The 14878-nt window shown below is 43.2% G+C and carries 10 protein-coding genes; 6 read left to right on the forward strand and 4 right to left on the reverse strand.

Annotated features, from left to right (window positions below):
• Positions 1-90: 90 nt before the first annotated feature.
• The 4 genes from MKY54_RS15890 to MKY54_RS15905 all read left to right on the forward strand — a co-directional run bounded on the left by MKY54_RS15890 (position 91) and on the right by MKY54_RS15905 (position 7124).
• Positions 91-3441, forward strand: coding sequence for a glycoside hydrolase family 9 protein (locus MKY54_RS15890; RefSeq protein WP_339187018.1), 3351 nt, complete (start codon positions 91-93; stop codon positions 3439-3441).
• A gap of 175 nt (positions 3442-3616) precedes the next feature.
• Complete coding sequence (locus MKY54_RS15895) at positions 3617-4522, forward strand: ABC transporter permease subunit (protein WP_305953568.1); 906 nt, start codon at positions 3617-3619, stop codon at positions 4520-4522.
• A 13-nt stretch (positions 4523-4535) separates the two neighbouring features.
• Complete coding sequence (locus tag MKY54_RS15900; protein WP_081383287.1) at positions 4536-5471, forward strand: carbohydrate ABC transporter permease; 936 nt, start codon at positions 4536-4538, stop codon at positions 5469-5471.
• Positions 5472-5561: 90 nt separating this feature from the next.
• Positions 5562-7124, forward strand: a complete 1563-nt coding sequence (locus tag MKY54_RS15905; RefSeq protein ID WP_076130604.1) for an ABC transporter substrate-binding protein — start codon at positions 5562-5564, stop codon at positions 7122-7124.
• 102 nt (positions 7125-7226) lie between these two features.
• Here the strand turns inward: MKY54_RS15905 and MKY54_RS15910 are convergent, their stop codons facing one another.
• The 4 genes from MKY54_RS15910 to MKY54_RS15925 form a co-directional block, all read right to left on the reverse strand.
• On the reverse strand, positions 7227-8987 hold the full coding sequence (locus tag MKY54_RS15910) for an ABC transporter ATP-binding protein (protein WP_036677200.1): 1761 nt from the start codon (positions 8985-8987) through the stop codon (positions 7227-7229).
• Positions 8987-10738 carry an ABC transporter ATP-binding protein gene (locus tag MKY54_RS15915; RefSeq protein ID WP_339187020.1) on the reverse strand — a complete coding sequence of 584 codons (1752 nt, stop codon included), beginning with the start codon at positions 10736-10738 and terminating at the stop codon, positions 8987-8989. Before MKY54_RS15915 ends, MKY54_RS15910 begins: the two co-directional genes overlap by 1 nt.
• A 119-nt stretch (positions 10739-10857) precedes the next feature.
• Positions 10858-11913: a HAMP domain-containing sensor histidine kinase gene (locus tag MKY54_RS15920; RefSeq protein ID WP_081383288.1), complete on the reverse strand. Its 1056-nt coding sequence runs from the start codon at positions 11911-11913 to the stop codon at positions 10858-10860.
• Positions 11910-12584, reverse strand: a complete 675-nt coding sequence (locus tag MKY54_RS15925) for a response regulator transcription factor (protein WP_076278084.1) — start codon at positions 12582-12584, stop codon at positions 11910-11912. Before MKY54_RS15925 ends, MKY54_RS15920 begins: the two co-directional genes overlap by 4 nt.
• A 325-nt stretch (positions 12585-12909) precedes the next feature.
• Between MKY54_RS15925 and MKY54_RS15930 the strand changes: the two genes are divergently transcribed.
• Positions 12910-13875 carry an aldo/keto reductase gene (locus tag MKY54_RS15930; RefSeq protein WP_076307838.1) on the forward strand — a complete coding sequence of 322 codons (966 nt, stop codon included), beginning with the start codon at positions 12910-12912 and terminating at the stop codon, positions 13873-13875.
• Positions 13876-13911: 36 nt separating this feature from the next.
• Positions 13912-14763, forward strand: coding sequence for an aldo/keto reductase (locus MKY54_RS15935; protein ID WP_312149071.1), 852 nt, complete (start codon positions 13912-13914; stop codon positions 14761-14763).
• Positions 14764-14878: the final 115 nt, after the last annotated feature.

Genomic DNA, 14878 nt, shown 5'->3' on the forward strand with positions numbered 1-14878 from the left:
TCACTAACTAAGTGTAAACTTTCGAACTGATTTTTGTATGAAGCGGAGCGAAGCAGTTTATGCTCACAAAACTTTTTAGGAGGAGAGGTAATGAGGAAAAAAGTAAGCGTGTTTCTGGCATTAACTATGTTTGTGACTATCTTTTTTTCAAATCCGATCAAGACTAATGCGGCAACCCCAGAAGCGCCTGCAGGGTGGAGAGACTTACTAGATTACCAAATATTCAGTAATATATCCGACGGCTGGGCAGGAGATAGCGGGTTTGGATTGGAGACGGAGAACAGCAAGCTTCCCATTGATTCTACAGCAATGTACAATGGATTGCCTTCATTATTGTTGAATGCGAAGACGCCTACCAGTCCTTCCTGGTACAACGCTTTAATTACGGTTGCCGGCTGGAAAGCATATGACTTTACCTCTTATCATCCAAATGGATTCCTTGAGTTTAATATCAAAGGAAATGCGGGCGGAGAGTCCTTTTTACTGGGCTTCAAAGACCGGGTATTCGAAAGAGCTGCCGGCAATGAAATTACCACTACTGTAAACATTAACAACTACGTCAACATTTCTACAAGTTGGACCCATGTGAAGATCCCGTTAAAGGATCTAATTCAGGTCTCCCAAGGAATTGATGTATCTTCCATAGATGCATTATCCATCAAGAATAATGGTTTTCAACCTTTAAAAGTGTGGCTTAATGACATTAGGGTTACGTCTCCCGATAAGGAGAAAGAGTACGCCCCCATCAAGGTTAATCAATTAGGATATCCCGTAGATGGAGTAAAGCAAGCGCTTGTAACCGGTTTTGAGGATGTGCTCGCGGTCGATGCAGGTACTCCGTTTAACATTATTAACGCCACAAATAATTCGACAGCTTACTCCGGAACGCTTGTACTCACCAAAAATTATGATGCTATCGATAGCGGGGAGCGTATTTTTACCGCCGATTTCACAAATTTAACGATTCCGGGAAAATATTATGTTTCAGTGCAGGGTCTCCAGAATTCGCCCAAGTTCACGATCGGCGAAGCTAACGAAATCTATGAACCCTTTTTAAATGACGTAACAAGATACTTCTATTACCAGAGAACCGGGATTAATATTACCAGCCCATACACTCAAAATTATCAAAGAACAGATTTTACCCCTGACACCGCAGTGCCTTTAATGTCTAACCCTTCCATCAAAAAAGATGTTTCCAAGGGATGGTACGATGCGGGTGATAAAGGCAAGTACGTTAACGCAGGAGCCAAAGCCTTGTCGGATCTCTTCTGGGCCTATGAAATGATGCCGGAGAAATTTACAGACAATCAATTTAATATTCCTGAGAGCGGTAACGGCATTCCCGACATCCTGGATGAGGCAAGGTGGGAACTGGAATGGATGCTCAAAATGCAGGATGCTGCAACTGGCGGTTTCTATGCTCGAGTGACCTTTCAGGATGATGACAATATGGTAGACAGAGAAATTATCGATAAGGATACGGTAAGCTCGCGGACTGATATCAAAACGACCGCCGATACAGCTACCGCAGCCGGTGTATTGGCACATGCCTACTTAATTTATCAGAATATTGATCCGGCTTTTGCCCAAAGTTGCTTGGATGCGGCAATAGACGCATGGGGGTACCTGGAAGCACATCCGGAAAATATTCGGACGCCTAACACGGGCAGATGGCCTTACGATGTGACGGATGACGCTTCGAATCGTCTGTGGGCTGCAGGCTCCCTGTACCGATCGACCGGCGATGCCGAATACAATGATTATTTCCTGGCGAATTACACCGATATGGGAATATTTTTTGAGGATACCCTTGATTTCGCCAGTGGTTGGGCAAACACCTGGAATACAGGCTTCTTCAGTTATCTGAAAGCCGCTAATCCGGACTCCGGAGTCTTAAGCTGGTATTCGGATAAATTCCAGCAATGGTTCAATGACAAAGTGAGCAGATATAACGATAGCCCTTGGAAAAGCATCATAAAAGATGGTAACTACTATTGGGGAATCACCATGCAGGTTGCGGACACACCGATGGAAATGATCATCGGTACGAAGTTACTGGGAACTTTTGAGAGCAACCGCGCTATCATTAATGAGATTAACAATAGTCAGTTAGACTGGATTCTTGGCCAGAACCCGGTAGGCGTATCTTTTGTATCAGGTTACGGCGATAACAGCGTGAAATATCCGTTCAGCATCATGTATAGAACAGATGGATTACCTGGTGTACCTAAGGGATATCTTGTCGGAGGACCGAATAAATACTCCAACGACATAACCGTAGGAAACCAGATATCAAGATTTGCAGCCAAAAACTATACCGATAACTTCCAAGAATGGACTACAAATGAACATACCGTTTATTGGAATTCAGGGTTGGTATTCATTGCCGCATTCGCAACCGGAAATAGCAGCAACTCGACCATTAGTCCAACGACTGCTGCCTTTGATAAAAAAACAGCAAATCAAGCTGATATTCCGGTGACTCTAACGTTGAACGGCAACACGCTCACCGACATTAAGAACGGTACGACATCTCTCGTTGTGGACACGGACTATACCGTTTCGGGCAACACGGTCACTCTACACAAGAGCTATCTCGCGCGGCAGCCAATCGGCAAGGCGAACCTCACTTTCCTGTTTAACGCCGGTTCATCTGCTACGCTATCCGTTGCTGTGAACGATTCGTCGGTTATTAACTCAACGATCAGTCCGACGACCGCTGCCTTTGACAAGCAAATCGCGAATCAGACCGACATTCCGGTGACCTTGACGCTGAACGATAACACACTCATCGGCATTAATAATGGCACGGCTGCCCTAGTTGCTGGTACGGACTACACCGTATCAGGCACGACAGTGACGATTCAGAAGGCATATCTGGCTGCCCAACCGGTGGGAACAACGACGCTGACGTTCAACTTTAGCGCAGGAGTAAGTGCGAATCTTGAGGTCTCCGTGGTCGATACCCCCACTGCCGAAAGTGGTTCTATCAAAGTGCAGCAGTACAATTCTCCTGTTACGGCAACGAGCAATTCGTTGAGCCCTCGGATAAAGCTGAAGAACACCGGTACCACTGCCATCAATCTGTCCGACGTGAAGCTTCATTATTATTACACGATCGATGGGGAGAAGGACCAGAATTTCTGGTGCGATTGGTCCACTGTCGGCAGTAGCAACGTAACTGGCGACTTCGTCAAGTTGCCGGCTCCTTTGACAGGAGCTGATCATTATCTGGAAATCGGCTTTACGAGCGGAGCCGGAAGTTTGGCAGCTGGAGCCAGCATTGAGCTTCAGATCCGCGTGAACAAGACCGATTGGACGAACTACACGCAGACGGGAGATTACTCCTTCGATCCGACCGATTCGACTTACACCGATTGGAGCCATACAACTGGCTATATCGCAGGCGCTCTTCAGTGGGGAACAGAACCTCAATAAGTAACGTCACAATTGACGTTACGGCTCAATAGTGAAAACCTGAACTCCCCATTACCGCCTAAACAACGGTGTGGGGAGTGTGTAAGACAGTGAAAGGAGTGCAACAACTCTATTGAAAGCTATGCCGCTTCCTACAAATAGGAAACCAATACGTACTGTACGTAATTTTTCCATCGTGAAGAATCTTCGTACTTACTGGATGTTCTACGCAATGATGCTGCCGGGAATCGTTCTGCTTGTAATAAATAACTACATCCCTTTGTTCGGGATCGTTATTGCCTTTAAAACAATCAATTACCAGGACGGAATCCTGGGAAGCCCATGGACAGGGATGAAGAATTTCGAATATCTGTTTGCCTCGAAGGATTCGTACATCATCATTCGCAACACATTGCTTTATAATTCGCTGTTTATTGTATTGAACATGGCGCTTCCTCTAGGGTTCGCCTTGATGCTTAACGAGATGAAGAACCGCTTCCTCTCGAAGCTACACCAAACGATCATGTTCCTGCCATACTTCCTGTCGATGATCGTCATCTCGTACTTAGTGTATGGGTTCATGAGCGACGAGCGAGGATACTTCAACGGCACGTTGCTGCCGGCGCTTGGTCTTGATTCCGTACGCTGGTACTTCACGAAAGAAGTGTGGCCGATCGTTTTGCCGATCATTAACACGTGGAAAAACATGGGGTACTACACGGTTGTGTACATGGCAGCAATCATTGGTATCGACGAGGAGTACTACGAAGCCGCGACAATTGATGGGGCAAACAAGTGGCAGCAGATCAAGAAAATCACGATTCCCTTGATCATGCCTGTCCTCACGATTATGACTTTGCTGCAGGTTGGCCGGATCTTCAATGCCGACTTTGGTCTATTCTTCCAAGTGCCACGTGAATCGGGGGCATTGTTCCCTGTGACAAACGTTATCGATACCTATGTCTACCGCACCTTCTTGACCGTTGGGGATATCGGACTTTCCTCAGCAGCAGGCCTGTTCCAATCAGTCGTTGGTTTCATCTTGGTTTTTGTATCTAATTGGGTCGTTCGCCGCTTTAACCGCGAGAACGCGCTGTTCTAAGAGAGGAGCCCTTATGACCAATACAATGAGTAAATCCTTATCTGGGTCCAATCCAAAGAATCAGCTGTCGGGATGGGCGTCAACCCTCATCAACATCTTCTTTGTCATCTATTCGGCGCTCTGTATCCTACCGCTTTTGCTGATTCTTTCGGTATCGTTCTCCGATGAGCAGTCCGTTATGACACACGGATATCGATTTATGCCCGAAAATTTCAATCTGGCAGCCTATCGATTCCTAATGAAAGATATCAGTCAAATCGTTCATTCCTATGGAATCTCACTAACCGTCACGGTGATAGGTACGATACTAAGTGTCATCATAATAGCTCTGTATGCGTACCCCATTTCACGGAATAATTTTCCGCAGGCAAAGTATTTTACATTTTTTGTTTTTCTAACGATGCTGATTTCCGGCGGCTTAGTCCCTTGGTACTTGGTATACGTACAGATGCTGGAATTAAAAGATACACTTTGGGCACTGATCATGCCGCTGATCATGTCCGCATTCTGGGTACTGATCATGCGCACTTTCTTTAAGGAGACCGTACCTGAAGCTGTGCTGGAGTCAGCAAAAATAGATGGGGCAGGGGAGCTACGGATATTTATCCGAATTGTATTGCCATTATCTCTGCCGGTTCTGGCAACCGTTGCACTGTTCCAAACACTGACATACTGGAACGACTGGTTCCTAAGCCTAATGTTTATTACAGACAACCACAATATATCCGTGCAGTACTTTCTTTACAAGATGATGGTCAACATCCAGTACTTATCCAGTAACCCGAACGCGATGGCTGAAATTACCCGAGCTGGCGGAATGATCAACTTCCCAAGTGAAACCGTGCGTATGGCGATGGTGGTTGTAGGTGTTGGACCTATCGTATTTGCTTACCCGTTCTTCCAGAAATACTTTATCAGAGGCCTGACAGTAGGCTCCGTCAAAGGCTAAGATTGCCGATCACTTACGTGGGCACGGAAACGGCTAAAACCAGTATATGGTTTAGCATATCATTCTATTTTATGGGGGGATTACTTGAAAATGAAGGATACGAAAAGCAAGGCTTCACTGCTTCTCACACTGATGCTTATTTCAGCATTAGCCACTACGGCTTGCGGCAATTCAAACAACTCGAACAACGCTACACCAGATAATGCCGGAAAAGAAAGCGCCGCACCGAGCTCATCAGCGAACTCAACCACTGATAACACATCCAATGAGCCCTCGAAGCTGGAGCCTTATAAAATAAAGCTGGTCTACGAAGGAGCTCCACAGGCGGACGAGGCTATCGTCGAGGAAGCGCTGAACAAGATCTTGACCGAAAAAATCAACGCGACGGTAGATATCGCACCAATCGATTGGGGAGCATGGGATGATAAGACTAACCTCATCATCGCTTCTCGAGAGCCCGTAGACATTCTATTTACAGCCTCATGGAACGGGTATGCAAAGAACGTTGCCAAAGGTGCTTACTTAGATCTCGGTCCCTTGCTCGATCAGTATGGCCAGGGCATTAAGGATAGCTTGGATCCAGCTTTTCTCGATGGCTCCAAAATCGGCGGCAAAAATTATGCAGTCCCTACGAATAAAGAATTGGCATCGTCAGGGGGCATTGTGTACCGGAAGGACATTGCCGATGAACTCGGCATCGACATGAGTAAAGTGCAAAAAATCGAAGATTTAGATGCCGTTTATAAGATCGTTAAAGAGAAGAAGCCAACCATGTATCCGCTGTATACAACGGGTGGCACGTTCGCCTCTCACTCCTTTGTGGAATTGGATTTTTTAGGTGATACGACGATACCTGGCGCTATCGATAAGAATGGCACGGAAGCGACAGTCAAACCGGCCGAAGAGTATCCACAATACTTAAATGCATTAAAAGTAACCCGTGATTTCTTCCAGAAGGGGTATCTTAACAAAGATGCGGCCACTTCCCAAACGTCATCCCTTGATGCTTATAAGACGGGCAATGTATTTTCCACTGTAGAGCCTCTTAAGCCAGGCAAAGCAGAAGAAATCGCATCCGCGACAGGACTTGATGGCAAGCTTGCACAAATTACTTTAACAGGTAAAACGGTCGCCACATCGGAGACTACCGGCGCCATGTTAGCCATCTCATCAACGTCTAAGAACCCGGAACGCGCCATGATGCTGATTAACCTGCTTCATACAGATCAAGAAATTATTAATCTGCTTAACTTCGGTATTGAAGGTACACACTTTACACTTAATGGTAATGTTATGACGCAGACGGAGAAGTCAGGACAGTACGCACCGGGCGTCGCTTGGGAGCTGGGAAATCAATTCCTGAACTATGTCTGGAGTTCGGAAGCTCCAGACAAGTGGGAGCAGTTCAAAAAGTTCAACGAAGGCGCTAAATCATCGCCGGCACTGGGCTTCACCTTTGACAGCGAGCCAGTCAAATCCGAAGTCGGAGCACTAGCAAACGTTCTAAGAGAATATCAAAAGATGCTTGAGACCGGCTCGGTTGATCTGGACAAAGAATTGCCGAAATTTATCGCCGCCCAAAAATCGGCTGGCCTAGATAAAGTCATTGCTGAAAAGCAAAAACAGCTTGATGAATTCCTTGCCAGTAGATGATATGTGTTCATAGCAAATAAAGGACCTACTCATTGTTCTGGATAAAAACAATGAGTAGGTCCTTTTGACTTTCGTTATTTAATTCACAGTGTCAACTAGGCTTTAAGAGGCTTGGTCGAATTGGCTATTATAAAGCTCCGCATAAAAACCATTTTTGGCAAGTAGTTCTTCGTGGCTGCCGCTTTCCAGGATATCGCCTTCCTTCAGAACCAGAATCACATCGGCGTTCTTAATGGTTGAGAGTCTATGCGCAATAACAAAAGAGGTTCTTCCCTCCATGAGCTTATCCATTGCCTGCTGAATCAAGAGCTCTGTTCTTGTATCGACTGAGCTTGTAGCTTCATCGAGGATGAGCATTGGTGCATTTTTGAGCATCGCGCGGGCGATCGTAAGCTGTTGCTTTTGGCCCGTGGATAAATTAACTTTGTCATTTAGTATGGTATTATAACCGGCACTTAAGGTCTGAATGAAATGATGCAAGCCTACCGACTTACAAGCATCTTCAACTTCTTTATCGGTTACACCTGTTTTGTTGTACACTAGATTTTCCCTGATAGTGCCCTCAAAAAGCCAGGTGTCCTGCAAGACCATACAGAATAGATCATGGATGTTTTCTCTTGTTAAGCTGCTGATGGGGGTATCATCAATATATATTTCTCCGCCCTTTAATTCATTAAACCGTATTAGAAGATTTATCAGTGTAGTTTTACCTGCGCCGGTAGGGCCGACTATAGCAATTTTTTGCCCAGGCTTAATCTCTGCAGAAAAATCTTTAATCACAAGTTTATCTGAATTTTCATAAGCAAATTGCACATGTTCAAAATCAACTTTGCCCACAGCAGTTTTAAGATGTCTTTCTTTATGACTTTCATTGTCCATTTCGTCAGCATCGAGGAACTCAAAGACACGTTTGCTTGCCGCGGAAGCCGATTGCAGACTTTGTGCGGCTTGAGCAATCTGAGAGAGCGGTTGTGTAAAGTAACGGACATACAGTATAAAGGCTACAATGACCCCAAAGGATATCGTTCCGTTCATAGCAAGTACAGCACCAACTACACAAACGGCCACAAAACCTAGATTGCCTATAAACATCATAATCGGCATCATAAGACCGGAGAGGAACTGCGCTTTAAATGCACTATCTTTAAGATTCATATTCAGGGATTCAAATGTATTGCGCATTTGCGATTCACCATTGTAGGCTTTCACTACAGTATGTCCTGTATATACTTCCTCCACATGGCCATTGATTTTCCCTAAGTATTCTTGCTGACTTTGAAAATACTTTTGGGATTTTTTCATAATTGCCGCTATGAGGCCAAAGCCAATGATAGTTGCAACAACCGCCGTAATAGTCATGATCACATTTGTTTTGAACATCATGATGATGGATCCCGTAAAGAGGGCAAGGGCAGTTACCAGTGTGCCGACGCTTTGGTTTAAAGCTTGCCCGATCGTATCCACATCGTTGGTAACCCGGGACAGGATGTCACCGGTTGTAGAATTATTATAATAAGAGATCGGAAGTTTGTTCATTTTGCGTGAGAGATCGGCTCTTAAGTTTTTGGAGACCTTTTGCGTAACTGCGGACATAATTAATCCTTGTACCAAAGATAACACAGCGCTAAGGATATAGATAAATACAAGGAAAAGGCCGATAGAAGTTACTGCTTCCATATCAATTCCGGTGACGAGGCCGGCTGTGATCAAGTCTGTCATCTCCGAAAGCTTATCCGGTCCAAGCAGAGTCAGAACCGTACCGATTGCTGCACTAATAATAGCTATAAGAACTACAGGGATATATTTTCTGCAATAGTGGAGAAGTTTGCTCCACGTGTTGAGTTGCTCTTTGCTTTTGTTCATTAAGCTAGCTCCTCCTTTGAAAGTTGTGAGTAAGCAATCTCTTGGTAGACGTCACAGGTCTGCATCAATTCATCATGTGTTCCCATGCCTGCCATTCGTCCGGCTTCCAGTACAATGATTTTGTCTGCATCTTTGATTGTACCGATCCGTTGAGCAACGATTAGTATCGTTGTACCGCTGGATTTTTTCTTCAATTCACTTCGCAATTTGCGATCCGTCTTATAATCAAGCGCTGAGAAGGAATCGTCGAAGATTAATATTTCAGGACGACGGGCAATGGCTCGGGCAATGGAAAGACGTTGTTTTTGACCGCCAGACAAGTTCGTACCGCCTTGAGAGACATGAGCCTCGTAGCTTCCTTCCATCTTTTCAACAAAATCTGAAGCTTGAGAGGTGTAAATGGCATCAACAACATCAGAGGACAGATCACTGCCATTATCGCCAAAAGCAACATTTGAGCTCACCGTGCCGCCAAACAAAATCGCTCTCTGAGATACATATCCCATTTTATTGCGCAGTGCAGTTTGCTCATATTGGTTAACATTAATACCATCCACCAACACTTCACCTGCTGTAGCATCATAAAAGCGAGGAATCAGGTTCACGACGGTACTTTTTCCGCATCCGGTTGAACCGATGAAGGCTACAGTTTCTCCTTTTTTCACCGTAAAGCTGATATCTTCAATAACGTATTCTTCTGCATCCGGATATTTAAAGCTGACATTTTTGAATTCGACCTCACCCAACCGATTTGCCTTGGAGGAAGTAAGTGATCCGTTCTCTAAGCTTGGCTTAGTATCCAGCACTTCATTGATTCTTTTAGCGGATACATGGGCACGAGGCATCAGGATAAAAATCATGATCAGCATCATGAATGCCATAACCACCTGCATCGCATAGGATGAGAAGACAATCATATCTGAAAATAAGCCCATCTTCGCCGTACCATTGGCATTTTGAATCAAAATAGCACCAATCCAATATATTGCGAGACTTAAACCGCTCATAATCAGAGAAATACTTGGCATCATCATGGACAGTACATTATTGGCGAATAAATTCGTTCGGGTAAGCTCGCTGTTGGCTACGCTAAATTTATCTTCCTGGTAGCTTTCCGCATTATACGCACGAATGACACGAAGGCCGGTAAGATTCTCTCTTGCAACACGATTAAGATTATCAGTCAATTGCTGCAATTTTTGGAATTTCGGAAGCACTAGCACGATCACTATGCCGACAATAAGAATCAATACCCCAATGGCGACACCGGTAGCAAGCGACCACTGCCAACTCTTGCCTGTAATTTTGAGCATTGCCCAAACGGCAAGGATGGGAGCCTTCACCAGCAGTTGCAGACCGATGACAATCAGCATTTGCACTTGTGTAATGTCATTTGTTGAACGGGTAATTAAACTAGCTGTTGAGAAGTTGTTGATTTCTTCCATAGAGAAAGACTGTACCTTATCAAACAATTTGGAGCGTAATCTTGAAGAGAAGTTGGCGGCAATTTTTGCGGCGATCCCTGCCACTATAATTGATGTGGCTAAGCTGCCGAGGGCACAGAGCAACATCCAGCCTCCGGCTGCAATGATTTCGCTCATTTCACTCCCTGGTATCTGTACAAGACGAGTAATCTCGCTCATATAACCGGGCAATTCCAGATCCAGCCATACCTGTGTGACAATGAATAGGATGCTGATACCGATTAGGGCCCATTCCTTCGGTTTTAAGTACTTAAGTATAGTTACCATACATCTGACTCCTTTATGTGGCGTTGCTTAAATGATAACGAAAGAAGATAAACTGAAAGTTAACTTTTCTGAAAAATAAAAAAACCCTGAAAGAACGATGAGGTTCTCCAGGGCTCGCACTACATTCCAATCGGAATCGTAACTGTAAATGTGGTTCCTTGTAATGGAATGCTTTCGCAAGAAATGGTTCCATGGTGTAGATGAATGATTTTTTTAACAATTGCTAATCCAAGTCCATTGCCTGCAGTCGAGTGGGAAGTATCCTGCTGATAAAATTTATCGAATATCTTGGGAAGAGCCTCAGGATGAATACCGCTTCCGCAGTCATGAACTAGAATCACCAGGTTATCTTCGTTTTTCTTCATCTTAACTTCAATTTCACCATGCTCAGGAGTGAATTTGATCGCGTTATCCAATAAATTTAACCAAACTTGATTTAAAAGCTCTTTATTGCCGGAGAGTTCATAATCCTGAATATTAACATTCAGCTTCAGGTGCTTCTTCTCAAATTTGGCAGCCAGTAAAAGCACAGACTGGCGAATTTGTTCCCCAACATTAAACCGCATTTTGTTTGTCAGAATCTTTTGCGTCTCAACCTGCGTCAGCTCCAGTACATTCGAAGCAAGGGAGGCAAGTCTGGTCGATTCCTCAATGACAATATCTAGATATTCATCACGTTCCTCTTTAGTAAGATCATCATTCTTTAAGACTTCAGCAAACCCTTTAATAGATACAATCGGTGTTTTGAATTCATGGGAAAAATTGTTTACAAAATCAGTTCGCAGAATTTCGATACCCCCAAGCTCTTCAGCCATACGGTTAAAGTTCTCTGATAGAATTTCAAACTCTGGCGGGCTTTTGAGCTGGAGCCGCATGGAGAAGTCACCACTGGCAAGACGCTCTGTGGCCTCTATAAATATCCGGATGGATTTTACCATTTTCCGGCTTGTGATGGCTGATATCGTGGTACCGATAATTGTACAAGCGATTAATACCATTATGGGTAGTACGAATCCATCCTGGGCAAGCTCTTCGTTCAACAAACCAAAAACCTGTGCGAGAAAGAAGAGTAGTCCTGTAATCACAACGGTAATAAGAAAGATGAAAAATATGATAAGAGAAAAATAGATGGGAAGGCTGATTCTGTTGCTGAGCTTGTTACTTATTTTGCTCACTGGCTTCGCACCGCCTTGTATCCAAGACCTCTGACGGAAACCAGTTCAAACTCTGGATAAGCGTCAACCCGTTTCCGCAGGCGATTGATATGCACATTAACGGTTGTATCCGTACTTTCACTTTCCATGCCCCATATCTCGTCCATAAGCTGGATGCGCGTGAAAATCCGTTCAGGATAGGACAACAACTTATACAACAAATAGAATTCTTTTTGCGGAAGCGTTTGTTTCTCGTCCTCCCGGGTTACTGTCAATGCGTCATAATCAAGGATCACTTTACCCACTACTAATTTACGGGCACTTGCGATTTGTGAACGGCGAAGCAGCGCTTGGATTCTGAGCAGCATTTCTTCGGTATCAATGGGTTTGGTCATATAATCATCAGTTCCAATCCGGAACCCCTTTTTCTTATCTTCAGGCAGCTGTTTTGCTGTAGCCATAAGAATGGGGACCAAGCTATCGGCATCTCTTACTTCCTTGGCGAATTCATAACCATCCATATTAGGCATCATGATATCCAGAATGATTAGATCAATATGCTGTGAATCAAGGACCTCCAAAGCTTTAACTCCGTCTTCAGCAGTTACAACATCATATCCTTCGCGTTTCAGAACAGCTTCAAGAAGTCTTCTTACATGCTTATCATCTTCAACAACGAGTATGTTAATCATTACTGTTCACTCCAATAGTAGGTTTGTATCCATTATTACCTGTGGGGAATTTGTTTTAAAGGGAGCAGAATCAATATTTATCTAATCTTAAGATTTGGTTTGAAATCCTTGTAGTCGATATAAAGTGACTCATACATAGGGAGGATTCAATGAAATGAGAGGAATAGGCAATGATTTAATACTATTATGATATCTGTTTTGTGAAAAATTGTTGCATACTAAAATAGTACCCAAACTAATTTAGCTGGATTAACGTGCTGAAAATAATGCAGACTACGTCGAGCGTTGAACTTTGACTGAACTTCATGCGAAAGGAAGATCACAGATGCAAATGCGTAAATTAGGAAATAGTGGCTTGGAAGTTTCGGCAATAGGGTTTGGCTGTATGGGAATGGATCATGCCTATGGAAAGCCAGCAGATCGTAATGAAATGGTTAAATTAATTCGCAGAGCAGTTGAACTAGGATGTAATTTCTTTGATACTGCTGCTTTTTATGGAGATTCCAATGAGGAATTAGTAGGCGAAGCCCTTGCACCACAAAGAGATCAAGTTGTGATTGCAACTAAATTCGGAATTTTAGGACAAGAAGCTGTAGACGGTCAACCTCAACTTATTTTGAATAGCACACCAGATTCTATTCGTGAACAAATAGAAGGTTCATTAAAAAGGTTGAAGGTCAATTGCATTGATTTATATTATCAGCACCGAGTGGATCCAAATGTCGAACCTGAAGCTGTCGCTGAAACAATGAAAGATTTAATAGCTGAAGGGAAGATTAATACATGGGGTGTCTCAAATGCACCGATTGATTATATGAAACGAGCAAATGCTGTATGTTCGATTACTGCAACCCAAAATCAGTACTCCATGATGTGGCGTGAACCGGAAAAAGAGTTGTTTGAACTTTGTGAAGAATTAGGAATTGCTTTTATCGCTTACAGTCCATTAGGAAATGGTTTCTTAAGTGGTAAATATACCAAGGAAACCAAATATGATGAAGGTGACTATCGAAGTTTCATGGGAAGATTCAAACCTGATGTGATTGATCATAATCAAGTGTTATTAGATTTAATTACTCAAGTTGCAAAAAGTAAAAATGCAACACCAGCTCAAGTCGTACTCGCGTGGGAATTAGCTCAAAAACCATATATCATTCCAATTCCAGGCACTACAAAATTAAACAGATTAGAAGAAAACCTATATGGAGCTGATCTCAAATTAACAAAGGAAGATGTAGATAGTCTAAATGAAGCTTTGTCTAAAATGGATATTGATAGTTCACACTTTTAAATAGAGCTATATCATCAACTAATAGGAGGATTTTTTATGCAAAAAGTTATTTTGAACAATGGTGTTGAAATGCCGATACTTGGTTTTGGGGTTTTTCAAATTCAAAATGAAGCTGAATGTGAACAAGCTGTTTACGATGCGATCATGTCAGGTTATCGACTGATAGATACCGCAGCCTCATACCTAAACGAAGAAGCGGTGGGAAGAGCCCTCAAACGGAGTGGAGTACCAAGAGAGGATCTATTTATTACTACGAAATTATGGGTTCAAGATACAGGATACGAACGTACAAAGGAAGCATTTGAAAAATCCCTTACAAGATTGCATCTTGATTATTTGGATTTGTATTTAATTCATCAGCCATTTGGCGATGTGCATGGTTCTTGGCGGGCGCTGGAGGAATTGTACCGTGAAGGAAAAATCAGAGCGATTGGCGTAAGTAACTTCCAGAACGATCGTCTGATTGATTTGATTATTCATAATGAAGTAACACCTGCCGTTAATCAAGTTGAGACACATCCCTTCTGCCAACAAATTGAAAGTGCTGCATTCATGAAAGAAAACAATGTTCAGATTGAATCATGGGGTCCATTTGCTGAAGGTAAAAACAACATGTTCCAGAACGAAGTTTTAGTATCAATAGCTCAAAAATATAATAAATCTGTTGCCCAAGTGGTTTTACGCTGGTTGACGCAAAGAGGAGTTGTTGTGATTCCAAAGTCTGTCCGGAAAGAAAGAATAATTGAAAACTTTAATATCTTTGATTTTGAATTAAACTCAGAGGATATAGAACAAATTGCGCTGTTAGACACAAAAGAGAGTTTGTTCTTTTCACATAGAGATCCTGTAATGGTAAAAGCGTTAAGTACCAGGAAGCTGGATATCTAATTTTCTTAGGATCTTGTTGGTTTTTATAAAAGATGGGTTAACCATAATTAAGGGGTTAAGCCATCTTTTATTTATATGAACACCCTTAGCCTTGAACAGTTCATTCTAATTTGAA

It is taken from the genome of Paenibacillus sp. FSL P2-0121, assembly GCF_037975345.1.
Classification (GTDB): domain Bacteria; phylum Bacillota; class Bacilli; order Paenibacillales; family Paenibacillaceae; genus Paenibacillus_AQ; species Paenibacillus_AQ odorifer.

Excerpts from the sequence above, each read along its gene's own strand:
- MKY54_RS15890 (WP_339187018.1), top strand. The coding sequence starts at position 91 with ATGAGGAAAAAAGTAAGCGTGTTTCTGGCATTAACTATGTTTGTGACT.
- MKY54_RS15900 (WP_081383287.1), top strand. The coding sequence starts at position 4,536 with ATGACCAATACAATGAGTAAATCCTTATCTGGGTCCAATCCAAAGAAT.
- MKY54_RS15905 (WP_076130604.1), top strand. The coding sequence starts at position 5,562 with ATGAAGGATACGAAAAGCAAGGCTTCACTGCTTCTCACACTGATGCTT.
- MKY54_RS15910 (WP_036677200.1), bottom strand. The coding sequence starts at position 8,987 with ATGAACAAAAGCAAAGAGCAACTCAACACGTGGAGCAAACTTCTCCAC.
- MKY54_RS15915 (WP_339187020.1), bottom strand. The coding sequence starts at position 10,738 with ATGGTAACTATACTTAAGTACTTAAAACCGAAGGAATGGGCCCTAATC.
- MKY54_RS15925 (WP_076278084.1), bottom strand. The coding sequence starts at position 12,584 with ATGATTAACATACTCGTTGTTGAAGATGATAAGCATGTAAGAAGACTT.
- MKY54_RS15930 (WP_076307838.1), top strand. The coding sequence starts at position 12,910 with ATGCAAATGCGTAAATTAGGAAATAGTGGCTTGGAAGTTTCGGCAATA.
- MKY54_RS15935 (WP_312149071.1), top strand. The coding sequence starts at position 13,912 with ATGCAAAAAGTTATTTTGAACAATGGTGTTGAAATGCCGATACTTGGT.